The organism is Streptomyces sp. NPDC101160 (assembly GCF_044768205.1).
Lineage (GTDB): Bacteria > Actinomycetota > Actinomycetes > Streptomycetales > Streptomycetaceae > Streptomyces.
Window position 1 is genome coordinate 136834 of sequence record NZ_JBIWPJ010000005.1, and the last position, 26021, is coordinate 162854.

19 protein-coding genes are annotated in these 26021 nt (G+C 74.6%); 8 read left to right on the top strand and 11 right to left on the bottom strand.

Annotated elements, in window-relative coordinates; genetic code table 11:
* Position 1 precedes the first annotated feature (1 nt).
* The 7 genes from ACIRSU_RS16950 (at position 2) to ACIRSU_RS16980 (ending at position 7404) form a co-directional block, all read left to right on the top strand.
* Positions 2-1783, top strand: coding sequence for a GTPase (locus ACIRSU_RS16950; RefSeq protein WP_403792808.1), 1782 nt, complete (start codon positions 2-4; stop codon positions 1781-1783).
* A gap of 156 nt (positions 1784-1939) precedes the next feature.
* Positions 1940-2395: a single-stranded DNA-binding protein gene (locus ACIRSU_RS16955; RefSeq protein ID WP_403792810.1), complete on the top strand. Its 456-nt coding sequence runs from the start codon at positions 1940-1942 to the stop codon at positions 2393-2395.
* A gap of 245 nt (positions 2396-2640) precedes the next feature.
* Positions 2641-4047, top strand: a complete 1407-nt coding sequence (locus ACIRSU_RS16960) for a Cys-Gln thioester bond-forming surface protein (protein ID WP_403792812.1) — start codon at positions 2641-2643, stop codon at positions 4045-4047.
* Between the two features lie 199 nt (positions 4048-4246).
* Positions 4247-5911, top strand: a complete 1665-nt coding sequence (ettA, locus tag ACIRSU_RS16965) for an energy-dependent translational throttle protein EttA (protein WP_403792813.1) — start codon at positions 4247-4249, stop codon at positions 5909-5911.
* Between the two features lie 7 nt (positions 5912-5918).
* Complete coding sequence (locus tag ACIRSU_RS16970; protein WP_403792815.1) at positions 5919-6344, top strand: acyl-CoA thioesterase; 426 nt, start codon at positions 5919-5921, stop codon at positions 6342-6344.
* Entirely contained in the window at positions 6341-7018 is a 678-nt protein-coding gene (locus ACIRSU_RS16975; protein ID WP_403792817.1) for a hypothetical protein, read from the top strand. The genes ACIRSU_RS16970 and ACIRSU_RS16975 overlap by 4 nt, the downstream gene beginning before the upstream one ends.
* Positions 7015-7404 carry a GNAT family N-acetyltransferase gene (locus ACIRSU_RS16980; protein ID WP_403792819.1) on the top strand — a complete coding sequence of 130 codons (390 nt, stop codon included), beginning with the start codon at positions 7015-7017 and terminating at the stop codon, positions 7402-7404. The genes ACIRSU_RS16975 and ACIRSU_RS16980 overlap by 4 nt, the downstream gene beginning before the upstream one ends.
* Here ACIRSU_RS16980 and ACIRSU_RS16985 read toward each other — a convergent pair.
* The 5 genes from ACIRSU_RS16985 to ACIRSU_RS17005 form a co-directional block, all read right to left on the bottom strand.
* The gene (locus tag ACIRSU_RS16985) at positions 7385-7993 is read right to left on the bottom strand and encodes a hypothetical protein (protein ID WP_403792821.1); all 609 of its coding nucleotides are present in this window, start codon (positions 7991-7993) and stop codon (positions 7385-7387) included. The genes ACIRSU_RS16980 and ACIRSU_RS16985 overlap by 20 nt on opposite strands.
* A 47-nt stretch (positions 7994-8040) precedes the next feature.
* Entirely contained in the window at positions 8041-9060 is a 1020-nt protein-coding gene (locus tag ACIRSU_RS16990; RefSeq protein ID WP_403792823.1) for an ABC transporter ATP-binding protein, read from the bottom strand.
* Entirely contained in the window at positions 9057-11825 is a 2769-nt protein-coding gene (locus tag ACIRSU_RS16995) for an ABC transporter permease (protein WP_403792825.1), read from the bottom strand. The genes ACIRSU_RS16990 and ACIRSU_RS16995 overlap by 4 nt, the downstream gene beginning before the upstream one ends.
* 136 nt (positions 11826-11961) lie before the next feature.
* Complete coding sequence (locus ACIRSU_RS17000; RefSeq protein ID WP_403792826.1) at positions 11962-15282, bottom strand: FtsX-like permease family protein; 3321 nt, start codon at positions 15280-15282, stop codon at positions 11962-11964.
* Positions 15283-15456: 174 nt separating this feature from the next.
* The gene (locus ACIRSU_RS17005; protein ID WP_403792828.1) at positions 15457-15861 is read right to left on the bottom strand and encodes a globin; all 405 of its coding nucleotides are present in this window, start codon (positions 15859-15861) and stop codon (positions 15457-15459) included.
* A gap of 86 nt (positions 15862-15947) precedes the next feature.
* Here ACIRSU_RS17005 and ACIRSU_RS17010 point away from each other — a divergent pair, with 86 nt between their 5' ends.
* Positions 15948-16919: a methyltransferase domain-containing protein gene (locus tag ACIRSU_RS17010; protein WP_403792830.1), complete on the top strand. Its 972-nt coding sequence runs from the start codon at positions 15948-15950 to the stop codon at positions 16917-16919.
* Positions 16920-16932: 13 nt separating this feature from the next.
* Here the strand turns inward: ACIRSU_RS17010 and ACIRSU_RS17015 are convergent, their stop codons facing one another.
* The 6 genes from ACIRSU_RS17015 to ACIRSU_RS17040 form a co-directional block, all read right to left on the bottom strand.
* Positions 16933-18285 (bottom strand): FHA domain-containing protein, encoded by a 1353-nt coding sequence (locus ACIRSU_RS17015; protein WP_403792832.1) that lies wholly within the window; start codon positions 18283-18285, stop codon positions 16933-16935.
* Between the two features lie 63 nt (positions 18286-18348).
* Positions 18349-19689: a VWA domain-containing protein gene (locus tag ACIRSU_RS17020; protein WP_403792834.1), complete on the bottom strand. Its 1341-nt coding sequence runs from the start codon at positions 19687-19689 to the stop codon at positions 18349-18351.
* An 83-nt stretch (positions 19690-19772) separates the two neighbouring features.
* Entirely contained in the window at positions 19773-21152 is a 1380-nt protein-coding gene (locus tag ACIRSU_RS17025) for a PP2C family serine/threonine-protein phosphatase (RefSeq protein WP_403793610.1), read from the bottom strand.
* A gap of 2 nt (positions 21153-21154) precedes the next feature.
* Entirely contained in the window at positions 21155-23662 is a 2508-nt protein-coding gene (locus tag ACIRSU_RS17030; RefSeq protein ID WP_403792836.1) for a tetratricopeptide repeat protein, read from the bottom strand.
* Positions 23659-24936 carry a hypothetical protein gene (locus ACIRSU_RS17035; protein ID WP_403792838.1) on the bottom strand — a complete coding sequence of 426 codons (1278 nt, stop codon included), beginning with the start codon at positions 24934-24936 and terminating at the stop codon, positions 23659-23661. Before ACIRSU_RS17035 ends, ACIRSU_RS17030 begins: the two co-directional genes overlap by 4 nt.
* Before the next feature lie 15 nt (positions 24937-24951).
* Positions 24952-25968, bottom strand: a complete 1017-nt coding sequence (locus ACIRSU_RS17040) for a glutamate ABC transporter substrate-binding protein (protein WP_403793612.1) — start codon at positions 25966-25968, stop codon at positions 24952-24954.
* Between the last annotated feature and the right edge of the window lie 53 nt (positions 25969-26021).

The following is a 26021-nucleotide window of genomic DNA, read 5'->3' on the forward strand; positions in this document are numbered from 1 at the left end:
CGTGGACGACGAGAAGCGCCAGGAACCGGGCCGCTGGGACGACGGGCTCATCGCCCGGCGCGCCGCCGACCGGCCGGTCGCGCAGGACGATGCGCCCGCGGGCCAGGACGACGACTCCCTCCCCGCCCTCGGCGGCACCTACGGCGGCGCCCTGCGCAGCCGCCTCGACGCCCTCCACGAGCTCGTCGGCCTGTCCCGCACCCGCGTCGAGAGCGAGGTCCTGGCCGAGGCCGGCCGGGTCCTCGACGAGGCCGCGGCCCGGCAGCGGCTGTCCGCCCGGCACACCGTCGTCGCCATCGCCGGCGCCACCGGCAGCGGCAAGTCGACCCTCTTCAACGCCCTCGCCGGCGTCGCCGTCGCCGAGACCGGACTGCGCCGCCCCACCACCGCCGCGCCGCTCGCCCTCTCCTGGTCCGAGGGGGCCGCGGGACTGCTCGACCGGCTCGGCATCCCCGGCCGGCTGCGCCGCAGGCCGCTCGCGGGCGGCGCGGGCGACAACGACCTCCAGGGGCTCGTCCTCATCGACCTGCCCGACCACGACTCCGCCGTCACCGCCCACCGCGACCAGGTGGACCGGCTGCTCGGCCTGGTCGACGCGGTGATCTGGGTGGTGGACCCCGAGAAGTACGCGGACGCGGCGCTGCACGAGCTCTACCTGCGGCCGCTCGCCGGGCACGCCGAGGTCACCTTCGTCGTCCTCAACCAGATCGACCGGCTCGGCACCGAGGCCGCCGACCTCGTCCTCGACGACCTGCGCCGCCTCCTCGACGAGGACGGCGTGGCGCTCGGCGAGCACGGCGAACCGGGCGCGACCGTGCTCGCGCTCTCCGCGCTCACGGGCGAGGGCGTCCCCGAACTCCGCGAACTGCTCGGCCGGTTCGTGCAGGAGCGCACGGCGCCCGAGCGCCGGCTCGCCGCCGACGTCGACGCCGCCGCGGCCAGGCTCCGGCCGGTGTACGTCGCCGACGGCCGGCCCGGGCTCGGCGAGCGGGCCCGCGACGAGTTCGCCGACCGCCTCGCGCTCGCGGTCGGCGCGCAGGCGGCCGGCGAGGCCGCCGAACGCGTCTGGCGCCGCAACGCCATCCGCGCCTGCGGGACGCCCTGGCTCCGGCTCTACCGCTGGTACGAGCGGGTCCGCGCGCACGGCACCGGCACCGATCCGCGCCTCCAGGCCCCGGCCGAGGACGAGCTGACCGCCCGTCAACGGGTCGAACAGGCCGTCCGGATCGTCTCCGACGAGGCGTCGCGCGGACTGCCCGGGCCCTGGGCGCAGGCGGTGCGCGAGGCGGCGGCGCGCGGCGCGGACGGGCTGCCGGAGGCGCTGGACGAGCTGACGGTGACCATGGGCGACCCGGCGGCCCGGCCGCCCCGGCCCGCGTGGTGGCCGGCCGCCGTCCTCGGGCAGGTGGTGATGACCCTGCTGCAGTTCCTCGGCGCGCTGTGGCTGGTCGGGCAGATCGTGGGCGTCCTGCAGCCGGGGCTGCTCGCGCCCGTCCTCGTCATGGTCGCGGGCATCGTCGGCGGCCCGCTGGTGGAGTGGGCCTGCGCGGCGGCGGTACGGGGGCCGGCCCGGCGGTACGGGCAGGAGGCCGAGCGCAAGCTGCGCGAGGCGGTGGCGGCCTGCGGGCGGGCCCGGGTGCTCGACCCGATCGCGGCGGAGCTGATGCGGTACCGGGAGGTGCGCGAGCAGTTCGTGACGGCCTCCGGCGCCACCCGGGTGGCGAGCCGGATCGCGAGCGGCGGGCGCCTGGGGCCGAGGAGGGCGGGCGCCGGCCGCAGATGAGCGGGAGCGGCCCCGCTCTCGTCGCACCCCGTCACCCGGAAGGGTGGCGGGGTTTTCCACAACTCCCCGCCTGTCCACAGCTCTCAGCGGGATTTCCGGTCCGGCACCAGCATGGAATCCAGGCAACGGAAGCCCGATGAGAAAGAGGTGGGGGACATGAACGAGACGACGGTGACCCTGGTCGGCAACGTGGCGACGAACGTGGAGTACCGCGAGACGGTCACGGGCGGCGTGGCCCGGTTCCGCTTCGCGGTGTCAGCCCGGCGCTGGGACCGCGAGCGCGCGGTGTGGACGGACGGACCGACCAGCTTCTACACGGTGTGCGCCTGGCGCTCGCTGGGGGTGAACCTGGCGGCCTCGGTGTCGGTGGGCGAACCGCTGGTGGTGCACGGCAGGCTGAGGGTCCGTGAGGAGGAGCTGGAAGGGAAGCGGAAGACCTTCGTGGATGTCGACGCGATGGCCGTCGGGCACGACCTGACGCGCGGGACGGCGGCCTTCCGGCGGACCGTGCGGCAGGGGGCGGCGGAAACGCCCGTACCGGAAGGGCAAGTTCCGAAACACTCCGAATCCGAGCCCGATCCCTGGCAGACCCCCGCCGTAACCGTCCCTTGACCGACCGTTGTGGGGATTTGTCGATACCTTGACCTGCTGTTTCGCCTCAACTGGTGGCCGCTGATAACGATTTCGAGTCGGAATGGTTATCAGACCGTACGACGGGATACAGCGCGCTTCCCCGTCCTTAGGATTCCGGTTACTCATGAGGCACTTGCTTCCTGTGGGTCAGTGAGGTGCAGACAGGCGCTCCCCCCACGCGTCTCGATCGAAGGCGCGGAGCAGCCTGTCCGGAGGGGAAATCCATGTTTTCTGTACGGAGGCGCGGCGTTGCCCGCCTTGCCGCCGCGACCGTGGTCTCGGGACTCGTCGCGGCCGGTGCGATAGCTGTCGCGGGACCGGCGGCGGCGGACCAGGGCGGCCAGGGCACCGGTGGTGCCACGGCGACGCTCGGCGGCCTGAAGATCTACGACAGGGTGACCATCGAGGCGACCGGCCAGACGTACGCCGCCGGCCTCTTCAGCATGGACGTGAAGTCCGGTGGGTCCATCCAGACCTACTGCATCGACTTCCACACCAACGCCATCAACGGCGAGGACTACGACGAGGTCGGCTGGGACCAGTCGTCGCTCCACAACAACCCGGACGCCGGCAAGATCCGCTGGATCCTGCAGAACTCCTACCCGCAGGTGAACGACCTCGGTGACCTGGCCAAGAAGGCCGGCGCCGGGAAGCTCACCCCGCGCACCGCCGCCGCCGCCACCCAGGCCGCGATCTGGCACTTCTCCGACAAGGTCGAGGCCACCCCGGTCAACGGCGACGCGGCGAAGCTGACCGACTACCTGGAGGAGAAGGCGGTCGAGCTGTCGGAGCCGTCGGCCTCGCTCAGCCTGTCGCCGTCCTCGGTGGCCGGCAAGGCCGGCCAGCGCCTCGGCCCGATCACGGTCGACACCAACGCCGACAGCGCCACGGTCTCCCTCGCGCCCGGCGCCCCCGCCGGCGTGAAGATCGTCGACAAGGACGGCAAGGCCGTCAGCGGCGTCAACAAGGGCGACAGCAAGTTCTGGCTCGACGTCCCGGCCGGCACCGCCGACGGCGCCGCCGAGGTGAACGTGCAGGCGAACACCACGGTCCCGATCGGGCGTGCCTTCGTCAGCAAGCGGGTCAAGAGCCAGACGCTGATCCTGGCCGGCACCAGCACCTCGACCGTCACCGCCAAGGCGACCGCGACCTGGGCGAAGCAGGGCGCCGTCCCCGCCGTCACGGCCGTGAAGAACTGCGCCAAGGGCGGCGTCGACATCACCGCCTCCAACGAGGGCGACGAGGACTGGACCTTCGACCTGAAGGGCGAGAAGCACACCGTCGCCCCGGGCAAGTCCGAGACGTTCACCGTCCCGGTCGCCGAGGACGAGGCGTACAAGTTCACCATCACCGGCCCGAACGGGTTCGAGAAGGTCATCGAGGGCGTCCTCGACTGCAAGACGGCCACCCCCGGCCCGAAGCCGTCCGACACCCCGTCGCCGTCCCAGACCCCGGCCACCGGTGGCACCACCTCCGGCAGCACCACCTCCGGCACCACCGGTGGCGGCGACCTCGCCGAGACCGGTAGCTCCAGCGCCACCCCGATGATCGCCGGCATAGCCGTCGCGCTCGTCGTGGTCGGCGGCGGCGCGGTCTTCGTCCTCCGCAGGAAGAAGACGGCCGGCCAGTAAGCACCAGCGGCTGACGACGGCCCCGCCGCGCACCGCGCGGCGGGGCCGTCCCGCTGACGGCGCCCACCCACGGTGACCAACAGGTCGCTCAGGGAAGGCGCAGGTCAGGCCGTCCGCGCAGTACTGGTTTCCGCCGACGGGGCTCGGTCAGGCAAGATGGAGTACATCTGCCCACTCACTCCTTGCCGGACGGTTTCTCTTGGCTGAGTACATCTACACCATGCGCAAGACGCGCAAGGCGCACGGCGACAAGGTCATCCTCGATGACGTGACGCTGAGCTTCCTGCCCGGTGCGAAGATCGGTGTGGTCGGCCCGAACGGTGCCGGTAAGTCCACCGTGCTGAAGATCATGGCCGGCCTGGAGCAGCCGTCCAACGGTGACGCGTTCCTCTCCCCCGGCTACTCGGTCGGCATCCTCATGCAGGAGCCGAAGCTGGACGAGTCCAAGACCGTCCTGCAGAACGTCGAGGACGGCGTCGCCGAGATCAAGGGCAAGCTCGACCGGTTCAACGCCATCGCCGAGGAGATGGCCACGAACTACACGGACGAGCTCATGGAGGAGATGGGCAAGCTCCAGGACGACCTGGACCACGCCAACGCGTGGGACCTCGACGCCCAGCTCGAGCAGGCCATGGACGCCCTGGGCTGCCCGCCCGGCGACTGGCAGGTCGTGAACCTCTCCGGTGGCGAGAAGCGCCGCGTCGCGCTCTGCAAACTGCTGCTCGAGGCCCCCGACCTGCTGCTGCTCGACGAGCCCACCAACCACCTCGACGCCGAGTCGGTGAACTGGCTGGAGCAGCACCTCGCCCAGTACAAGGGCACCGTCGTGGCCATCACCCACGACCGGTACTTCCTCGACAACGTCGCCGAGTGGATCCTCGAGCTCGACCGCGGCCGCGCCATCCCCTACGAGGGCAACTACTCCACCTACCTGGAGAACAAGGCGTCCCGCCTCAAGGTCGAGGGCCAGAAGGACGCCAAGCGCCAGAAGCGCCTCAAGGAAGAGCTGGAGTGGGTCCGCTCCAACGCCAAGGGCCGTCAGGCCAAGTCCAAGGCGCGCCTCGCCCGCTACGAGGAGATGGCAGCCGAGGCCGACAAGATGCGGAAGCTGGACTTCGAGGAGATCCAGATCCCGCCGGGCCCGCGTCTGGGCAGCATCGTCGTCGAGGTCGAGAAGCTCAACAAGGCCTTCGGCGAGAAGGTCCTGGTCGACGACCTGTCCTTCACCCTGCCCCGTAACGGCATCGTCGGCGTGATCGGCCCGAACGGCGCCGGCAAGACCACGCTCTTCAAGATGCTGCAGGGCCTGGAGACCCCGGACTCCGGCGAGATCAAGGTCGGCGAGACCGTCAAGATCTCGTACGTCGACCAGGGCCGCGCCAACATCGACCCGAAGAAGACGCTGTGGGAGGTCGTCTCCGACGGCCTCGACTACATCAACGTCGGCCAGGTCGAGATGCCGTCCCGCGCCTACGTGTCCGCGTTCGGCTTCAAGGGCCCGGACCAGCAGAAGCCGGCCGGCGTGCTCTCCGGCGGTGAGCGCAACCGCCTCAACCTGGCGCTCACCCTCAAGCAGGGCGGCAACCTGCTGCTCCTCGACGAGCCGACCAACGACCTCGACGTCGAGACCCTGTCCTCGCTCGAGAACGCGCTGCTCGACTTCCCGGGCTGCGCCGTGGTCGTCTCCCACGACCGCTGGTTCCTCGACCGGGTCGCCACGCACATCCTGGCGTACGAGGGCGACTCCAAGTGGTTCTGGTTCGAGGGCAACTTCGAGTCGTACGAGAAGAACAAGATCGAGCGCCTCGGCCCGGACGCGGCCCGTCCGCACCGTGCCACCTACAAGAAGCTGACCCGAGGCTGATCACTTCATGGCTCGGCACATCTACTCCTGCCCCCTGCGCTGGTCGGACATGGACGCCTTCGGGCACGTCAACAACGTGGTCTTCCTCCGCTACCTGGAGGAAGCCCGGATCGACTTCATGTTCCGGCTGGCGCCGGGGGACGGGAGCCCGTCGTTCTCCGGCGGGTCCGTCGTGGCCCGGCACGAGATCGACTACCTGCGGCCGCTGGTGCACCGGCACGAGCCCGTCACCATCGAGTCCTGGGTGACGAAGCTCGGCGCGGCCTCGCTGACGATCGCGTACGAGATCAAGGACCCGGACGTCACGTACGTCCGCGCGTCCACGGTCGTCGTGCCGTTCAACCTGGAGACGCAGCGCCCGCGCCGGATCTCCGACGAGGAGAAGTCGTTCCTCAAGGAGTACATGGACGACGGGATGACCTCCGCCGCATGACCGCCATCGCGCCGCTGCACTTCGCCGACCCCAGGGAGGCGGCGGGCCTCGCCGCCTTCCTGCGCCGGCTGCTGCACTACGACCGCGCCGCCGCCGTCCGCCTCCAGGCCGGCGGGGGCGCGCTCGCCGTGTTCGGACGACCGCCGTCGTTCGAGGTCATCGCGATCCGCACGGCGCGGCTGGTCGACGCGGCCGACCTCGACGTCACCGTCTCGGCCGGCGAACTCCTCGAAGGCGTCGAGGAGACGGCCGGCAAGGCGATCCTCCCTGGCTCCGTCACCGGCCCGCCCTGGGCCGGAGTCCTGCCGCCGCGCGCCGGCTGGCAGCCGGTGACCGGGCTTCCGCCGGTCGCCGAGATACGGGGCGCGGTGGCCGCGGCCGTGACCGAGTTCCGGACCCGCGACGAGGCCCTGCCCGAGGAGCGGCGCACCCGCGCCGAGCGGGAGCGCCTCGGCCGCGAGATCTGGTCCCGCACCCTCGCCGGTACGGGCCTGCCGCTGCGCGCCGCGCACGCGGCCCAGTCCCTCGGCTTCCTGCCCGCCCTCCCCGGCGAGGAGCTGCCGGTGGCGCTGTTCGCCGCCGGGCCCTGGCTGCGGCTCCGTACCCCGTACGGCTCGGTCGCGCTGCGGACCGTTCCGATGTCGCTGAGCGTCACGCCGGGCGCCGCCCGGTGACCGCTCCCGTGGTCGAGGGACCGCTCACCGGCGCCGAGCTCAACGAGCTCTTCCACGCCTCCTGGCCCGGCCACCGGGACACCGACTTCGGCCCGGTGTTCGCGCGCCGGCTGCTGCACGTCACCGCACGCCGCGACGGGCGGCTCGTCGGCTATGTGAACGTGGCCGGCGACGGCGGCGCGCACGCCTTCGTGCTCGACACCACCGTCCACCCCGACGAGCGCCGCCGGGGGCTCGGCGTCGCACTCGTCCGCAAGGCCGCCGAGGCCGCCCGGGAGCGCGGCGCGCACTGGCTGCACGTCGACCACGAGCCGCACCTCACCGGCTTCTACGCCGCATGCGGTTTCCGGCCCACCGCCGCCGGACTCATGCCGCTGGGCCGGTAGCCCCCGGCCGCCCCTCCCGGGCGATCGTCACCACCGTCGCCACCGCGCACAGCGTCAGCAGCACCGACGGGAGGACCGGCGAACCGGTCGACACGTTGTCCTTCGCCAGGACCGGCTCCAGCCGATGGGCCGGGTCGTAGGCGATCCGGACGGTGTCGCCCGCCTCCCCGACGCGTTCCCTCGCCGTGAACTCGGACGGGTAGCCGCCCTCGCAGTCCAGCGTGTGGTGGAAGATCCAGTAGCTGCTCGGCGCGTCCTCGCCGAACGTCTCGTGGAACACCCCCTTCGGCTTGCCGACGACGACGCACGAGACGACCGCGCCGCGCACCCGCGAGTCCCGCGCCTCCACCCACACCGAACCCAGGCCCGCCACGAGAAGCAGCAGCGCGAGGATGCTCCCGCCCTCCCGGAAGAGGGCGTTGTGCGCGGCCAGGGCGATCAGGGTCAGCAGCAGACCCACGACGACCGCGACCGCCATGGGCACGCTCGTGGTCCTGAGCATGCTCCACGACGCCCACGCGTGCAGCAGCACACCGGCACCGGCGGGCACGAGCACGGCACCCGCGTACGACACGACCTTCCGGACCACGGAACCACCCCCGGTACGGGGACGGGCGTCGCCGCCCACCGGTTCCGTCAGCCCTCCGTGTCGTCCGGCCACACCCCGATGTGGTCCTGCTCCAGCTCCAGGGCCACCCGGTGCTTCATGCCGAGCGCCTCCGTGTACTCGGCGGGCAGCTGGAGCCGGCCGGCCCGGTCGAGCATCGCGTACTCCCGCGCCACCAGGGACTCCTGGCCCTCCGCGTCGATCTCCGTGCGCCGCAGCACCTCGGAGGAGGTGCGGCCGTCGCGGATGGCGACCGTGCGGCGCACCTCGGAGGCGACCGCCTGGTCGTGGGTGACGATGACGATCGTCGTGCCCAGCTCCTCGTTGGCGCGCCGGAAGGCGGCGAAGATCTGCTCACCGGTCGCCGAGTCCAGCTCACCGGTCGGCTCGTCGGCGAGCAGCACCGACGGGGCGTTGGCGAGGGCGACGGCGATCGCGACCCGCTGCTGCTGGCCGCCGGACAGCTGGTGCGGCCGCCGGTCGCGGATCTCGGCGATGCCCAGCATCGAGAGCAGCTCCTCCGCCCGCCGCGCCTTGTCCCTGGACCGGCCGCCGCCCTTCAACTGCATGGGCAGCGCCACGTTCTGCGCCGCCGTCAGGTACGGAAGGAGGTTCCGCGCGGTCTGCTGCCAGACGAAGCCGACGACCTCGCGGCGGTAGCGGAGCCGCGCCTTGCCGTCCATCGCGAGCAGGTCGCAGCCCGCGACCTTCGCCGCGCCGGCGGTCGGCACGTCGAGCCCGGCCAGGATGTTCATCAGCGTCGACTTGCCCGAGCCGGACGCGCCGACCAGGGCCATCAGCTCGCCCTCCCGCACCAGCAGGTCAAGGCCCTGGAGGGCCTGCACCTCCACCCCGTCGGTGGTGAAGATCCGTACGAGACGGTCGCAGGCGATCAGCGCGTCATGGCCGTACTCGGGCCGGTCGCGGTGCGCCGCCGCCCGCCGCTCCAGTTCCTCCAGCGTGGTGCCGGAGGCCGCGGTCCCGGAAGCCCCCGAAGTCCCCGAAGCCGCCGAGGCCGAAGCGCCTGAAGTCCCCGTGGTCGTCGTCATCGTGCGTCTCCTGCCCTGAGTTCCCGGATCGAGCCCCTGCGCGCCGCCCACCACGCCTGCACCAGCGCCGCCCCGCCCGCCAGCAGCACCACACCGGCCGCCGGAAGCCCCAGCGACCACAGGTCCGCCCGCAGCGCCGCGCCCAGGCCCATGGCCTCCTCGGGCGCCCCGGCGAGCGCGAGCCGGACCAGGTCGATGCCGGGCGCGAGCAGCAGGATCGTCGCCCAGCCCACGAGCGCGCCGCCGACCGCCGCCAGCAGCGCCTGCGGCAGCGCCTCCAGGGCGAGCAGCCGCCGGCCCTGGCCGCGGGTCAGGCCCATGGTGCGCAGCCGGGCGAGCAGCATGGCACGCTCGGGCGCGACCTGGAGCAGCGAGAGCAGCAGGGCGAGGACGGCGTAGCCGGCACCGGCGGCGATGGCGGCGAGGTAGAGCCGCTCGGCGCCGGTCTGCATCGGCGAGTCGACGTACGCGGCGCGCTTCTCGGCGGCCAGGGTCACCTGGTCGTTCCGGTCCTTCGCCGCCACCGCGGCGCGCAGCGCCGGGCCGTCGGGCCTCCCGGCCCCGTCGCCGGTGACGAGCAGCGCGGTGGGCGCCCGGTTGACCAGGTCGTCGGCGTTGACGAGGAGGAAGTCCTTGTCGGGCAGGGCCGGGGTGACGGTGCGCACGGCGACCACCCGGACGTGGAACCGCCCGGCCGCCGCCGTGATCTCCATCGGCTTGTCGCCGAGCCGGTCGGCGACCGCCGGCGAGGCGATCGCCGGGATGACCCGGGCGTTGTTGCCGACGTTGGCGGGCCCGCCGGTGCCGGTGGACTTCAGCAGGTCGGCGGGGAACGCTCCGAAGCCGGTACGGGCCGCGAGCCGGGCGTACGAGGCGGGCTCGACGCCGACCAGCGGCGCACCCATGCCGTGGTCGGTCGAGCCGCGCCTGGACGGCAGCTCCAGGCCGTACTCGATCTGCACGGGCGCCACCTCGCGCACCCCGGGGACGCCCCGCACGGTCTCGGCCAGCCCGGCGGGCAGCGGCGTCCCGCCGACGTCGTTGCTCACCCGGGCGTCCGCGCCGGTCGCCAGATGGGCCGCCTTGTCGCGGGCGTCGGCGACACCGGTGAGCACCGCGCCGCCGACCGCGGCCGTGGTCAGCGCCACGAGCAGTGCCAGCAGCGGCAGCGCGCCGGCCGCCGAGGACCGGCCGGCGCGGGCCAGCGACAGATGGCCGACCACACCGCGCAGCCGGCGCGCGGGCCGGGCCAGCCAGCGCAGCGGCAGCGGATACAGCCGTACGAGCACGAACGCGGCGATCAGCGCGACCAGCACCGGCGCGGCGCTGACCAGGTAGTCGACCGAGCCGGAGTCGCCGGTGCCGCGGCGGCGCAGCGCGGTGACGGCGCCGGCCGCGAGGACGAGGAAGGTCAGCTCGGCGACCGTGCGGCGCCGCGACGGCCGCGCCGTGATCACGTCCTCGCGGCCGCCGTGCAGCTGGGGCCGCCGGTGCAGGAGGACCGCGCGCAGCGGCAGCACGAGCGAGGCGAGCAGCGCGACCGCGACGGCCGCCGCGCAGGCCGGCCAGAGCCGGGCGCCCGGGGCATCGGTGAGCGTGATCGCGAGCAGCAGCCCGAGCGCGGCCGCCGGGACCGTGATCACGACGGTCTCGCCGAGCAGCCGGCCGCCGATGCCGGTCAGCGAGGCGCCGCGGGAGCGCAGCAGCGCCAGTTCGGCGCGCCGCCGGGCGGTGAACAGGCCGCCCGTCATCGCCAGGACGACCACCGCGACCGCGCCGACACCGAAGGCGGCGACCGCGACCACCGACGCGATGACGTCCCGCAGCCCGGCGTAACCGGCGACGAGCTCGTCCAGGTCCGTGTCGAACGCGCCGTTCTCGCCGACGGCCCGACGCAGCTTCACCAGGTCGGGACCGGCGGCCGCCGAGTCGAGCGCGGTGGCGAGGCGGTCGGTGTCCTGGGCGGTGAGGTGGCCGGTGGCGGGCGCGTACCGCCAGTACTGCTCCGGCTCGCCGAGGGTCTTGAGCAGCCCCGGCCCGCTCTCCGGCGCCACGATCAGCGTCGCCACCCAGTACCACTTGGGCTCGTCGACGCCCTTGGCCGTGAAGAGCGGCGTGTGCAGGAGCGGGTCGACCGACCAGAACGGGCGCCCGACGTCCTTCGGCTCGACGATGCCGGTGACCGTGACCGCCTTCGGCACGCCGTCGGTGCCCGGCACGTGCACGACCGAACCCACCTTCAGACGCAGCGCCCCCGCGGTCTTCGCCGTGACGGCCGCCTCCATCGAGCCGCCCGCACCGGCCCGCGGGGCGCGGCCCGCGGTGTATGTGGCGTGCGCGGCCAGGTCGGCCCGCGCGTCCAGGACCAGCTCGGGCGGCAGCCCGTCCGGCTGCGGCAGCCACCGGTCGAACGCGGGGATCCGCTTGGTGGTGCGCGCCCCGTACGCCGAGTCGGCGGGCTCCACGCGCAGCGGCGCGGGCAGCAGCGGCGTCAGCTCGTCCCGGGTCCTTCGCAGCTTCGCCGGCGCGAGCTGGTCCGCGAACTCGCTGGGCGTGGTCAGCGTCAGCGCGCTGCGGTGCGCCGGCGCGGCCGTGATGGCGTGCCGCAGCCCGTCCGTCTCGTAGGCGTCGACCGCCCGCGGCAGCGCCGCCGCCAGGAACGCCGTCACCAGGACGAGCAGCCCGAACGCGAGGGCCGCGCCCGGCGCGGTCCGCAGCCGGGTACGGACCCAGGGCGCCACGGCACGGGCGGGCTTGCGGGTCATGGCGGTCGCCTTTCCGCGGGCGGGGGCAGGGGTGGGGACGGGGGCGGGGGCGCGGGCGGCGGGCGGCATCAGCGGCCCCGGCGGGTGGAGGCGGGCTGCGGCAGCGACGGGCCGCCTTGCGCAACGGCCGGCGCCATCAGTGGCCCCCCTGCGTCCGCAGTGTCGTCGCCGGGTCCGTGCGGCGCAGGGCGATCGTCGCGACGACCGCGAGCGGCAGCGCGGCGACGCCCGCGAGGAGCAGGGCCACGTGGGCGACGGGGAGTTCGACCAGGACGCGGGGGACGGGGCGCTCGGCCTGGCCGGTGAGGACGACGAGGGGGACGACGGCCCGGGTGAGGACCGTGCCCAGGGCCACGCCGACGAGGAGGCCGATGCCGACGAGCAGGCCCTGTTCGGCGGCGATGAGGCGGGCCAGTTGGCGGCGCGGCGCGCCCAGCGCGCGCAGGACGCCGAACTCCTGCGCCCGTTCCCGCAGCGAACCGGCCGAGCCGACCGCGAAGCCCACCGCGGCGAGCGCGGCGGCGGCCGCCGCGACCGCCATCAGCGCCGAGTTGGGGCCCGCGCCGAGCGGGTCGCCGAGGAGTTCGGCCGCGGCCTCGTCCCGTACGAGCACCTGTGCGGGGTCCGCGTCCGGGCGGGCCCGCAGGGTCCTCGCGACCTCGGCGGCGCGGCCGGGCGCGGTGGCCAGCCACCATTCGGTGGGCGGCAGGGTGGCGCCGGGCGTGGCCGCGAGGGCGCGGTTGGCGGTGAACAGGTCGACGAGGAGCGCGCCGCCGTCCTGCGGCGTGGTCGCGGGGGCGGAGGCGGAGACGGCCCGGGCGCCGGGGCCGGTGGTCGGCAGCTCCCGGACGACCTCGGCGATCAGGACGCGCAGGGTGGAGCCGTTGACGGCGACCTCGACGACGTCGCCCTTCTTCGCCTTGGCGGCGGTGAGGAACGCGTCGGTGGCGAGCGCCGGGATCTGCTTCGGCGCCGCCGGGCGGGGCGCGGTGAGCGTCAGGTCGTAGTCGTCCGTGCCGGGCCAGGGGCCCGTGACCTTCCGGCTGCCCGCGTCGAAGGTGACGTCGAGCGAGCCGTCGGCGCCGGCGACCCCGCTCAGCGGGACCTCCGGCGTGTCGCCGTTCGCGAGCCGCGCCCCGTACTCCGCGGTCCACTTCGGCAGCGCCCCGCGCACGTCGATCGGCTGCGCGGCGCCGCCGTCGCGGACGGAGAACAGCCGCCCGACGGTGAGCACCCGCTGCCCGCCCGTGCCCTCGCCGAGCGTGCCGCCGATCTCCAGGCCGGCCACGCCGAAGCCGCCCGCGCCGCGGAGTTCCGGCAGCGCGACGGTGAGCCGGTGGGTGCGGCCGTCGGCGGGCAGGGTGCCGAGGAGACGGCGGTACGGGATGCCGTAACCGTCCTCCAGGACGACCGTGGCCTGCGTGCCGGGCGTCTCGCGCGGCGCCCGGTCGCGCAGCTCGACCGCGAGCGCGCGGGTGCCGGCGGGCAGCGCGATGCCCGGGTGCGGCGCGGCCCCGGGCGCGACGGCGGCGAGCCGGTCGGCGGGGGAGCCGTCGGCCAGGTCGGGCCGCAGCCGCAGGCCGTCGGCGGCGTGCCGGGTGTCCACGGCCAGGACGGTCGCGCTGTGGCCGGCGATGTCGGTGCCGGCCCGGTGCACGGGCGCCGCCGCCCGGACCCCGGGCAGCGCGGCGAGGCGTTCGGTCTCGGCCAGGTCGCCGGGGCCCGCGCTCAGCACCCGTACGTCCGCACCGGCCCTGAAGTCGGCCTGGTCGCGCTGCGAGCGGTCCCAGGAGTCGGACTGCCCGATCGCCAGCATGCCCATGGCGACGGCGAGGACGAGCAGCAGCACCGGGCCCGCGCCGCGCAGCGGACGACGGCTGAACTGCCAGCCCGCGAGCGCAGCCGGCAGACCGCGGCCGCCGGCCGCGCGCCGCTCGGCCAGCCTGGCGGCGGGCGGCAGCAGACGCAGTGTCAGGACGGTGCCGGCGAGCAGCGCGAGGGCGGGCGCGGCGACGAGGAGCGGGTCGACGCCGAGGCCGCCGGAGCGGTCACCCGCGAGCGCCCCGGCGCCGCCCGTGCCGGTCTGCCGGTCGAGCTGCCAGTAGGCGATGCCCGCGATGACGAGCAGACCGACGTCGGCGCCGGCCCGGACGGGCGCGGGCAGCGCGGCGGCCCGGCCCTTGCGCAGCGAGACGGCGGCGCCGTCCCCCGCGGCGAGCGCCGGGGCGACGACGGCCGCCGCGCAGCACAGCGCGACGGCGGCGGCGACCAGCCAGACGACCGGCGGGGGAGTGGCGTCGAGCCGGCCGAGCGCGTCGAGCGCGGTGCGGTCGGCGAAGAGCCGGGTCAGCGGAGGGGCGAGCAGCGGCGCGGCGACGGCGGCGGGCAGCGCGAGCAGCAGCGCCTCGACGGAGGCGAGCCCCGCGATCCGGCGGCGGGAGGCGCCGCGGGCGCGCAGGAGTTCGGTCTCGCCGGAGCGCTCGCTGCTGAGCAGCCGGGCGACGAGCAGCAGCGCGTAGGCGGCGAGCAGCACCAGCTGCACGGCCACGATGGAGAGGGTCGAGCGGGAGACCAGCAGCGCCCGGTCGGTCTGCTCCAGGACGGTCGGCAGCGAGGTGTAGGCGGTGACGGTGGTGCCGAAGCCCGCCGTGTCGGCGAGGACAGTCTCCGGCCCCTTGGCGGCGGAGGCCCGCAGGGCGTCGGTGCGGTCGGTGGTGACGGCGCTGTAGTCGGCGGTGCCCAGCCAGGAGGTGGTGCCGGCGGTGACCCGGCCGGACGTGAGCGTGGCGGGGTCGGCGAACAGCGGTCCGTACGTGGTGAAGGCGAGCGTCTTCACGCCACGGCCGCCCGCCGCGTCGAGCTGCCAGTACAGGTCGGCGGTGTCGACGGGCCGATAGACGCCGGTGATCCGGGTCCGCAGCGGCTTGTCGGCGAGCCGGTCGGTGAGGCCGAGGACGGTGCCGGGGGCGATCTTGAGCCGGCGCGCGACCTCCTCGGGGACGGCGCTCTCGACGGGGGCGTCCGGATCCTTGGCGGCGGGCCGCGGCCAGGCGCCGCGGACCAGGGTGATCCGGGAGCGGTCGAGCGCGGCGAAGTGGGTGAGGTCCGGGTCGCCCGCGCGGGCGGCCGGCGGCTGGAGCGAGCGCGGCAGCGCGTACGGGCCGGAGGCCGCGAGCTTCCGTACGTGCACCGGCAGCCCGGCGAAGGTCCGCTCGGTGCCCTTGCGGGCGGCCGCGTCGGCGCTCGCCCGCTTGTCCTCGGGGATCTGCCCGCTGATGACGAGCGCGGCGGCGGGCGCGGCCCGCCCCTGCAGGGTGCCCTGGAGCGCGGCGTCGCCGATCGAGCCGGAGAAGGCGGCGAGGGTCGCGAGGACGGAGGTCGTCAGGAGGACGGCGAGCAGGGCGGCGGTCAGGAGCAGCCGGTGCGCCCTGACCCGTAGCAGTACGAAGCCCGTCACCCGTTTCCCCCCTGAAAACACCGTGATCGTTCACTATCGAACTTTCATCGGATGTTTTCAGAGGGCCCCGCGTCTGGAAACCGCTTTCGAAGGCACCTTGATCCGATCGTGACCGTTATTCGGCACACGATCACCGGAATGTGTTCGTCCGGGCGCGCGGGGCAGCGAAGCGAGCTACTCCGCGGTGTTGATCATCGCCGAGGCGGCGAAGGTCAGATACCGCCACAGCTCCTGCTCGTGCTCCGGCGCGAGCCCCAGTTCGTCCACCGCGTCCCGCATGTGCCGCAGCCACGCGTCGTGCGCCGCCCGGTCCACCGTGAACGGCGCGTGCCGCATCCGCAGCCGAGGGTGGCCACGGTGGTCGCTGTAGGTCCGCGGACCGCCCCAGTACTGGATGAGGAAGAGCACAAGGCGCTCCTCGGCCGGTCCCAGGTCCTCCTCCGGGTACATCGGCCGCAGCAGCGGGTCCTCCGCCACCCCCTGGTAGAAGCGGCGGACCAGGCGCCGGAAGGTCTCCTCGCCACCCACCTGCTCGTAGAAGGTCTGCTCCTGAAGCGTGCCGCGCGGAATCTCGTTCACCGTTCCATCGTCTCAGATGCCCGGACGGAGGACCGGAGCCTTAGGACCGGTGGCCGGAAGAGGGGGCTCCCCAGCACAGTGGAGACATGCGCGACATGTTCGCCGAGGAGGGAGCGCGGGCGCGGCGAGCGCTGGTGCGCGAGATCGAGGCGTACGGCGCGCTGCGCGACCCGGCCTGGCGGGCCGCCTTCGCCGAGGTCCCGCGCCACCTCTTCGTCCCCTCCTACTACGTGCCGGGCCCGGCCGGTTACGAGCGCCTCTGGTCCGGCGACTCCGACCCGGCCCGGCGGGCCCGCTGGCTGCGCGGGGCCTACCAGGACGCCGCTCTCGCCACCCGCGTCCGGGACGGCGAGCTGCTCTCCTCCGCCAGCCAGCCGTCACTCATGGCCCGGATGCTCGAAGCCCTCGGCATCGACGACGGCCACGACGTCCTGGAGATCGGAGCCGGCAGCGGCTACGGCGCCGCGCTGCTCTGCCACCGCCTCGGCGACCGCCACGTCACCACCGTCGACCTGGACGAGGAGATCGCCGAATCCGCCCGCGTCCATCTCGCCGCCGCCGGCCACCGGCCCGCCGTGATCACCGGGGACGGCGCCCGCGGCTGCCCCGAGCGCGCCCCGTACGACCGGATCGTGGCCACCTGCGAGATCCCCGCCGTCCCGCACCCGTGGCTCGCCCAGAGCCGGCCCGGCGGCCGGATCCTCGCACCGCTCTCCACCGGCCTGATCCTGCTCGCCGTCCAGGACCCGGACCACGCCGAGGGCCGGTTCCTCGACACCTCCGCCTACTTCGTCCCGCTGCGCGGCCGCGCCGCTGCCCGGGCCCGGCCGCCCCGGGGCATGGGCGGGGTGCCGCGCCGGGCGTACGAGGACGAGCGCTTCCAGTTCCTGGCCGGGCTCGTCGGCGGGAGCCTGGACACGCGCGAAGCGCTCTCGCTCTGGCAGCGCGAACGGCGGCCGGAGCGGGAGCGCTTCGGGGTGACGGTGCGGGAGGGCCGGCAGTGGGCCTGGCTGGACGACCCCGAGGGGCCGTACGCCTGGCCGCTGCCGGGCCTCTAGACGACGTGTGTGCTCAGCCGCGGCGGACGGTGATCGTCGTCCAGGCGCCCACGTGCACCCGGTCGCCGTCGCCCAGCTGCACCGGCACATAGGGCTGGATCGGGTCGGGCGAGCCGTTGATCGTGGTGCCGTTGGTGGAGTTCTGGTCCACCACCGCCCACGAGCCGTCCGGCTGCGCCACGAGCACCGCGTGCTGGTGCGAGACGCCCGGGTCCTCCGGCGGCACCGACAGGTCGATGTCGGGCGACTCGCCGGTGGAGTGCCGGCGGCGGCCGATGCTGACCTGGTTGCCCTGGAGCGGCACGTGCTGCTCGGGGGAGTACGCGGGCAGGTTGAGCCCCGTCGCCTCCGGGCCGCTGCGGTGCATCATCGCCATGAAGTACTCGCGGTCCGGGCCGATCACGGCCGTCCAGTTCGCCGGCTGCGGACGCTGCTGCGGGGGCTGCGGCTGCTGCGGCTGGAAGGGCGCGGGCGGCGCTCCCTGCGGACCGGGACCCTGGGGACCGGAACCGTGCGGACCGGGTCCCTGGGGGCCGGGGCCGCCGTGGCCGGGCAGCGGGGGCAGGTTCGGCGGTACGGGGCCGGGCGCGGGCGCCGGCGGCTCCGGCCGGGACGGGGGCGAGAGCAGCCAGTCGTCGTCCGCGCGCGGCTGCGGCGGCGCGGGCGGCGGGGGCATGCCGGGGCCGCCCGCCGGCGGGGCCGGCTGGAACGCCTGGGGGGCCACCGGCGCCGGCGGGGCCGGCGGGCCGGACATCGGCGGGCGCTGCGGCGGGGCCTGGTGGTGCGTCGGGTCGGCGCCCAGCGGCTCGGCCGGCCGGTTCACCTGCGAGGGCCGCGAGCCCTGGTACTCGTACGGATCCGGGTGGGGCTGCTGCGGCTGCGAAGGCCGCGGCGGCGACTGGAAGCCGGGCGGCAGGTTCAGCCCGCCGGGCGCCGGGGCCGGCGGCGGGGGCATGCCCGGGCCGGGCGCCGGGGCGATCGGGGTGTACGAGGTCGCCGTGTTCGTGAGGAAGTTCCAGCGGCACTCCTCGCAGAACGGCGCCATCGGCTCGCGCGGGGTGCGGCACTGCGGGCACAGCTCGGCCTGGGCGGTCGCGTTCGGGTCGTAACCACCGGGAGCGCCGTGACCACCGGGGCCACCGGGGCCACCCGGGCCCATGGGGCCACCCGGCACCGGCGGCGGCGGAGGCGGACCGGCGGGGCCCGGGCCGGCCGGGCCGCCGGGGCCCGGGTATCCGTAGGCGGGCGGCGGCGGGGGAGGCGGCGGTACGGCACCCGTCGGCGCACCCGCCCCGGCCATGCGGTGGCCGCAGACCTCGCACCAGTCGTCGGAGACCGACTGGTGTCCGTTCGGGCAGGTCGGCATGTCGGTGCTTCCCCCTCTCGTCGTCCCTTACGGCCCTGTGTCCGTTTACTGCGTACTGTCCGTTTACTTCTTCACGCGAACGGTCTTGGTGGAACGCGTCTCGAGCGTCATCTCGTCCGCTTCCGCGACCTTCGCCTTCAACCGCACAGTACCCGTCGCGGCATCGACCACGTCCACCACCTTCGAAAGCAGTTTCGCGGTATCGGCGTTCCCGGAGGCCGCCGCGAGCTGCACCGCACGCCCCAGCTTGGCCGTCGCGCCGTCGCGGTCGCCCGATTTGCGCGCATCCAGGCCCTGCTGGATGACATCGGCCAGCTCAGCCTGCCCCGTGTAGTGCGCGACCTGCGGATTGATGGCCGTCGACATCACCATGTCGTCCGTCCACACCGCCCGTACCAGTCCTTGAGACAGCGTCACCGGAGTGCCGCCCGCGGGGTCCGGCACGATCAGCGAGACACGGGCGGCCAGCATCTCCTGGCCGACCGCGGCCTGCGGGACGCGCACGGACACGTGGTAGTCGCGGGACTCGTCGCCCCAGGAGCCGGTCGGGTAGTCCCCGGCGCGCGGGCCCGCCTCGGTGCGCCGGGCCGTCAGGTCCTCGACCGTCGGCGCGACCTGCTTCACGAAGCCGATCTCCACGCCGACCGGGGTCCACAGGCGCAGTGCGACGTCCGCGACCTCCTTGTCCATGGCGCGTTCCATCATCGTCGTGAAGTCCGCCGTGAGCCCCGCGGGGTCGGCGACGATGTCGGCGGTGCCGAGCAGCGCCCGGGCGATGCCCTTGACCTCCTCGACCTCCCAGTCGGTGCCCACACCGCGCGCGTCGCAGGTGAAGCGGCCCGCGCAGGCGTCCAGGGCGGCGCGCAGGTCGGCGGGCGCCTCGTGCTCGTTGCGGCCGTCGGTGAGCAGGATGCCGTGCCGGATCGCGGCGCCGGCCGCGTCCGCGGAGGACAGCAACCGGTCGGCGAGCCGCAGCCAGGTGCCGATGGCGGTGCCACCGCCCGCGCTCAGGCCGCGCAGCGCGTCCCTGGCCTCGGCGCGGGTGCGTGCGTCGGCCACGGCGAGCCGGCCGCCGCCCGGATACACCTCATTCGCCACGTGCGTGCCGGCGACCAGGGCGAAGGCCGTGCCGTCGCGCAGGGTGTCGATGGCGGCGGCGGCCGCGTCGCGCGCGCCCCGCATCTTGGTCGCCGGGTAGTCCATCGAACCCGAGCAGTCGAGCATCAGCACGACCGCGGCGGAGCGGCCGCCGGCGGCGGGCTGCGGCAGTCCGGCGGTGGTGCCGCCGCCGATCGCGGTGACGGTGACGATCGCGTTGACGTCCCGCCCGCCCTCCGGCAGGAACTCGTTCTGGTACACGTCCACCGAGAACTGCGGCCCGGTCGGCTTGGAGAAGTTGGCCATGGGTGATTCGGCTCCTCGGCTCACGAGAAGAGAAGTGAGGAAGAAAGTAGGAGTGGGTTCGGGATGGTGGGGCGGACGGCCGGTCAGGCCGATCCTGCCCCGGAGGCCGGAAGGCTGAACGGCAGCAGCGCGACCGTGATGTTGTCGTGGCCGCCGCCGTCGAGGGCGTGGCCGACGAGGACCTGGGCCGCGTGCAGCGGGCGGCCGGAGGCGTCGGCCGGCATGATCCGGGCCATCTCCTCGGCCGCTTCCGCGTAGTTCCACAGTCCGTCGGTGCAGACCACCACCACGCCAGGCCGGTCCGGTTTGAACGCGGCGGTGTGCGGCTCCAGTTCGTACGCGTCGGCGCCGAGCCAGCCCGTGATCGCGTGGGCGCGCTCGTCCGCGTACGCCTGCGCCTCGCTCATCAGGCCCGCCGCCACCATCTGCGCGGCCCACGAGTCGTCCTCGGTGAGCCGGGCGGGCGGCGCGGTGCGGTCGTCGGGCACCCAGTACGCCCGGCTGTCGCCGACCCAGCCGACCACGAGGAGCTCGCCCGCGACGACGGAACCGACGATGGTGCAGGCCGGCGCGTTGGTGTGGTGATCGCGCTCGCCGGAGTCCGGCCCCTGCTCCGCCAGGGAGTTGACCGCCTCGGCCGCGGCCACGATCGCCTCGTGCATCGCCTGCTGCGGGTGCGTGCCCCGTGGCAGCGCCGCCACGAGCGCCGCGTTCGCGGCGCAGGCAGCGGCGCTGGACGCCTCGTCGGGCCGGGTCGCCGACGACACGCCGTCGCAGACGACGCCGATTGCGGCGGGCGTGCCGTCGGGCAGCGCGGCCGACGCGACGGCGAAGCTGTCCTCGTTGCGGTGGTGCCGCAGCCCCCGGTCGCTCACGGCGGCGACCGCGGGCAGCTCCTCCTCCATGTGGTCCCGCTCGCGCGGCTGCGCGTGCCCGCAGTGCTCGCAGTATCCGTCCCCGTCCACCTGCCCGGTCCGGCACGCGACGCACAGCTTCCGCGCCTCACCGGGTTCGGGCGCGGGTGTGGGCTCCGGCGAGTGCGCGGGCTCGGGCCGGGGCGTGGACCCGGCCTGGAGCGCGGCGCGCGGGTCGGGCGCGGCGAGGGTGAAGTCGCCTTCGGAAGAGCCGTGTTCGGATGAGCCGTGTTCGGCGGCGGGCGCCCCCGCCTCCGGGACCTCGTCGATCCGGACCGGCAGTGTGGGCAGGTCGCGGCCGCCCGAGTCCGTGCCCGGGAGGTCGCCGGGGTGCTGGGTGGCCGTGGTCAGGGAGTTGGGGTCGCGGGGCGGGGGCTCCGGCCAGTCGACGGGGAGGGCGATCGGGACCGTCGGGCGGTCGGGCTCGGGGGCGGCGGCGGCCGACAGGTCGTAACCGCACGCGCCGCAGAAACGGTCCCCCGACTCGAGCGGCTCGGCGCACTCGGGGCAGGTCCCCAGGGGGTGCGGGGCCTTGGGCTTCAGGGACATACTCACACCCACGTCCTGGGGCGGTAGCGGTTGGCCCGCTCCACCAGTTCGATCCTCTCCTCGCCGCGCTGGGCGAGCCGGGCGAGCACCCGGTACGAGCGTTCGAGGCCGAAGCGCAGTCCGCGCTCGTCCAGTTCGCTGCCGAGCAGCACCGTGCCGGCCGGCCCCGCGCCTGGGCTCCCGGAGAGCACCCAGTCGAGCGCCGTGCCGAGCACCTCGGTGGCCAGCCGCTCGCGGCGCACCGCGTCAAGGCCGAAGCCCTGCAGCGCCGAGACCTGCGCGGCGGCCGCCGTCAGGTCGCCCCCGAGCGCCTCGTTCGCCGGGCGGCGGCGCAGCCGCGCGCGGACGGCCGCGACCCGGGCCGCCGTGTAGTGGATGGACGACTCGGGCACGGACTCCAGGGTGCGCACCGCGCCCGCCCGGTCGCCCGCCGCCAGCTGCGTCCGGGCCAGGCCGAACGCGGCGCTCACATAGCTCGGGTCGGTCGCCCACACCAGGCGGTAGTACTCCGCCGCGTTGTCCAGCTGGCCCAGCACTTCCGCGCACACGCCGAGCGCCAGCTTGGGCGCGGGCTCGCCGGGGAAGGCGTCGTAGACCGCGTCGAAGGCGAGCGCCGCGCTCTCCCGGTCGCCGGCGACCAGCGAGGTCACGCCGCGGTACCAGACCACCCGCCAGTCGTCCCCGTGCCCCTGCTCCAGGTTCTCCAGGGCCCGCCCGGCGGCCCCCAGGTCGCCCATCTCGAGCCGCGCCCGCAGCTCGCGCAGGCTCAGTTCGAGCGAGCGGACCGGCGCCGCGTGCAGGGCGGTGATCAGCTCGGCGGGCGCGGCGGCCAGCAGTCCGGCGAGGAAACCGGCGTTGGGGTCGCCCGGGTCGACCCGCGGCACCGGCAGCGCGAGCGTCGTCGCGGGCACGTCCAGCGGGCGCAGGAAGGCCCCGCCCCGTCCGGGGACGGCGGAGGGAAGCGCGCTGCGGCGCCCGCGCCGGGTCTCGCGCGCCCCGAGCACCGACACGTCGTCCGTCTGCTCGTCGAACAGCTCGGTGTCCGTGACCCGCACCTCGGCGCCGAACAGCGTCGAGAGCGCCGGCCGCGGCCGGCCCGACTGCAGCGCGACGACCTCCCGCAGCACACCCGTCAGCTGCTCGGCCATCTCCTGCGCGGAGGAGAAGCGGCGGGCCGGGTCCGGGTCGGTGGCCCGCACCAGGAGGCGGTAGAACGACTCGTACGTCCGCAGGACCTCGATGCCGTCGGGCTCCGGCAGCGAGTCGACGTAGACGTTGGTGTAGCCCTGGAAGTCGAAGGTGAGCACGGCGAGCGTGCGTGCCACCGTGTAGAGGTCGCTGGCCACGGACGGGCCGACGTCGGCGACCTCCGGCGCCTGGTAGCCGACCGTGCCGTAGATCGCCGACTCGTCGTCGTCCATCCGCCGGACCGCGCCCATGTCGATGAGCTTCAGCTGGTCCTCGGTCTGGATCGCGTTGTCGACCTTGAAGTCGCAGTAGAGCAGGTTGCGGCTGTGCAGATGGCCGAGCGCCTCCAGCGCCTCGATGCCGTACGCGCACGCCTGCTCGACCGGCAGCGGATCGCGCCGGCCGTCGGGCGTGCGGCGGTCGTTGGCGATCTCCTTGAGCGACTTGCCGCCCACGTACTCCATGACGATGTAGCCGTCCAGGGAGCCGGTGCGCGGGTCCAGGTGCTCGACGAAGTTGTAGATGCGGACGATGTTGGAGTGCTCGATCTCCGCGAGGAAGCGGCGCTCCGAGATCGCGGCCGCCATGGCGTCCTGGTCACCGGTGTCGAGCAGGCCCTTGAGGACGACCCAGCGGTCCGAGACCGCCCGGTCGACGGCGAGGTAGACCCAGCCGAGGCCGCCGTGCGCGAGGCAGCCCACCACCTCGTACTGCCCGTGCACCACGTCGCCGGCCCGCAGCTTCGGCACGAAGCTGTACGGGTGGCCGCACTTGGTGCAGAAACCCTCCGTACGGCCCGGCCGGTCACCGCGCGAACGGCCCACCGGGGCGCCGCAGTCGGAACGCGAGCAGAATCGCTTCCTCTCGGGCACCTCCGGGTTCGCCATCACCGCCGCCCGCGGATCCGGACGCGGCACCTCCGGCACCGTCACCAGACCCGCGCCCAGCCGGCCGCGCCCCGACTGCGAACCGCTCGAACCCGAGCTGCGCACCGACACCGAGCGCGCCGAGCCGCGCCCGGACAGCGAGCGCGAGAGCCGCCCGGACACCGAACGCCGGGATGCAGAGGACCGCGAGGACGCACGGGACGAGGAGCGCGATCCGCTGCGCACCGAGCCGCTGGCCGAGCCCCGGCCCGACCCCTTCGACGACTCCCGGCCCGGCACGGCCATGCCGGTCGGGTTCGACGCCAGCTGCCCGCCGGACGCGACGACCGGGGCGAGACCGCACGTGTCGCAGTACAGCTCGCCGCCGCCCATGTCCTCGTACGAGCCCTCGCACGTCGGACGCTGACACCTGCTCACTCCGGACTCCCCGCTCATGATCGGTCCCCCCGTGCGTCCTGCGGCCCGGAGAGGGTCTCGGCCGCCGCCTGCTGGTAGCGCAGCACCGCCTGCTCGGCCGCCCGCAGATCGCAGGGCGCGCTCCACAGCATCCGCCGGGCCGTGTCGTACCGCTCGATGAGGAACGGGTCCTCCGCGCCGCCGAGCCGGGCCACCTTCGCCTTGTACGCGTCGAGCCGGCCGCGCAGCTCGGCGCGCACCGCGAGCGGCGCGGTCACCGCGGTCAGCGACTCGCGGGCGCGCATCAGCTCGTCCTCCGCCTCCCGCTCCAGGGCGTCCAGGAGCGGCGACAGCCGGTGCCACCGGGCGTGCCGGCGGTGCTCGGCGGCCGTCGCGAGCCGCTCCTGCAGCGCGGTCGGCGGTCCGCTGACCGCCGGCACCTCGGAGGCGGCGATCTTCGCGAGCACCTCGCCGCGGGCCGCGCGGGCCTCGGCGAGGGTGCGGTCGGCGCGGGACAGCACGTCCCGCAGCCGCAGCAGCCGGTCCTCCGAGTCCTGCCGGACCTGCAGCACCGCCTCGATCTCCCGCCGGATGTCCTCCAGGGCGCGGGCCGCCGTGTCGTAACGTCCGGTGTCGGGCCGGCCGCCGCCGGGCGCCGAACTGCCCTCGGCCGGCCGCCAGAACGCCAGCGGGTCCGACACGACCTGCTCCCGCAGCGCCGCCAGCTCGGCCGTGATCTCCTCCAGCTCGTCCCCGGCCGGGTGCTCCCCGGGCCGCACGCCCACCGAGTGGGCGAGCGACCGGGTGCGGCCCAGCTCGGCGGCGAGCAGGTCGATCCGGGCGGGCAGCGCCGACCACACCGCGTCCGCGGTGACGACGACGTCCAGCGACTGGGCGTACAGCTCGTTCATCCGCCGGACCAGGGCGTCCAGGCTGAACGACTCGGTCAGCGCCGCCTGCTCCCGCGCCCCGCCCGGCACGTGCACGCTCGCGCCGCGCAGCCGGTCGGTCAGCTCCACCAGCTCGTCGCGGCCCGGCCAGCGGCGCCGGGCCCGCACCTCACGGGCGTCGTGCAGGGCGGCGGTGTACGCGTCGAAGTACGCCCACAGCAGGGTGATCGTCCGCTCGGTGGCGGCCCAGCGGTGCCGGGTCGTCCCGGTCAGCTCGGCACCTTCGAGCAGCCTGCGGCCGGCGTGGTCCTGCAGTGCGAGGAGCGAGTCCTCGACCGCCTTGTGCTCCGCGCCGAGCCGCGCCAGCGCACGGTCCACCTCGTCCCGGTCCATTACCGGCCCGGGGGGTCCCGCGACGCCCATCGATCACCTCTCGTTCTACTTGTACTTGGGGGCCGGCGGCCCGGATATCCCGGGCAGGTCCGCCTTCAGCCAGGTGTCGTACGCCTTCTGCCACGGGCCCTGCCGGTACTGCACGAGCACCTGGTTCACCCGGCGGACCAGGTCGTCGTTGCCGAGCTTGCCGGCCACCCCGTAGTACTCGGTGGTGAACGGCCGGCCCTTGAGCTCGACGGCCGGGTCCTGCGCGGCCTGGCCGGCCGCGAGCGCGTTGTCCGTGACGACGGCGTCGACCTCGCCCATCTGCAGCCGGGCCAGACAGTCCAGCTGGTTGGGCACGGTCAGCAGGTCCGGGTCGTCCTTGGTGTCGTCGCCGACGTCCTTGTAGACCGCGCCGAACGACTTCTCCTCCAGGGCCTCGTAGGCCGTCGAGCCCTCGGCGGTGCAGATCCGCTTGCCGCTGAGGGAGGAGTCGTAGCCGGTGATCGGGGACGACTTGGGGGCGAGGACCTGCTGGCCGGCCTGGAAGTAGGCGGTGGAGAAGGCGACCTGCTGGATCCGCTTGCAGTTGATGGTCATCGTGCGCACCACGAGGTCGACCTTGTCGCCCTCCAGGGCGGCGATGCGCTGGTTGGTCGGGATCGTGCGGAAGATGACGGCGTTCTCGTCGCCGAGGATGTCCTTCGCGATCGCCTTCGCCAGGTCGATGTCGAAGCCCTGCAGCTCGCCGGGCGTCTCCTTCACCGACCCGTCGGGCAGCCGGGTCACCGTCGGCGGCGTGCGGAAGCCCCAGTTGTAGCTGGACTGGTCGACGCCGACGACCAGCTTGCCGCGCCGCTTGATCTTCTCGACGGTCGGCCCGTCGGCGGCCGACGGCGTCAGCGACGCCTCCGGGTCCTTGCAGGTCTCCGCGCTCTCGGCGCTCTCGCCGTTCTTCGCGGTGACCTGCACCCCGTCGCCCACGCCGGCCGCCCCGAGCGGGGTCCCGGCCCGGTCCGCGGTGTGCGGCAGCGCGAGCAGCGCGAGGGAGGCGGTCAGCCCGCAGGCGACGCCCATGGCGGCGACGCCGCCCCAGCCGCGCAGCCGTCCGAGGCGGCGGCGCGCGGGTG

Excerpts from the sequence above, each read along its gene's own strand:
- ACIRSU_RS17040 (WP_403793612.1), bottom strand. The coding sequence starts at position 25,968 with ATGGGCGTCGCCTGCGGGCTGACCGCCTCCCTCGCGCTGCTCGCGCTG.
- ACIRSU_RS16960 (WP_403792812.1), top strand. The coding sequence starts at position 2,641 with ATGTTTTCTGTACGGAGGCGCGGCGTTGCCCGCCTTGCCGCCGCGACC.
- ACIRSU_RS17030 (WP_403792836.1), bottom strand. The coding sequence starts at position 23,662 with ATGAGCGGGGAGTCCGGAGTGAGCAGGTGTCAGCGTCCGACGTGCGAG.
- ACIRSU_RS16990 (WP_403792823.1), bottom strand. The coding sequence starts at position 9,060 with ATGACGACGACCACGGGGACTTCAGGCGCTTCGGCCTCGGCGGCTTCG.
- ACIRSU_RS17035 (WP_403792838.1), bottom strand. The coding sequence starts at position 24,936 with ATGGGCGTCGCGGGACCCCCCGGGCCGGTAATGGACCGGGACGAGGTG.
- ACIRSU_RS17010 (WP_403792830.1), top strand. The coding sequence starts at position 15,948 with ATGCGCGACATGTTCGCCGAGGAGGGAGCGCGGGCGCGGCGAGCGCTG.
- ACIRSU_RS17015 (WP_403792832.1), bottom strand. The coding sequence starts at position 18,285 with ATGCCGACCTGCCCGAACGGACACCAGTCGGTCTCCGACGACTGGTGC.
- ACIRSU_RS16995 (WP_403792825.1), bottom strand. The coding sequence starts at position 11,825 with ATGACCCGCAAGCCCGCCCGTGCCGTGGCGCCCTGGGTCCGTACCCGG.
- ACIRSU_RS16955 (WP_403792810.1), top strand. The coding sequence starts at position 1,940 with ATGAACGAGACGACGGTGACCCTGGTCGGCAACGTGGCGACGAACGTG.
- ACIRSU_RS17020 (WP_403792834.1), bottom strand. The coding sequence starts at position 19,689 with ATGGCCAACTTCTCCAAGCCGACCGGGCCGCAGTTCTCGGTGGACGTG.
- ACIRSU_RS16970 (WP_403792815.1), top strand. The coding sequence starts at position 5,919 with ATGGCTCGGCACATCTACTCCTGCCCCCTGCGCTGGTCGGACATGGAC.
- ACIRSU_RS16975 (WP_403792817.1), top strand. The coding sequence starts at position 6,341 with ATGACCGCCATCGCGCCGCTGCACTTCGCCGACCCCAGGGAGGCGGCG.
- ACIRSU_RS17025 (WP_403793610.1), bottom strand. The coding sequence starts at position 21,152 with ATGTCCCTGAAGCCCAAGGCCCCGCACCCCCTGGGGACCTGCCCCGAG.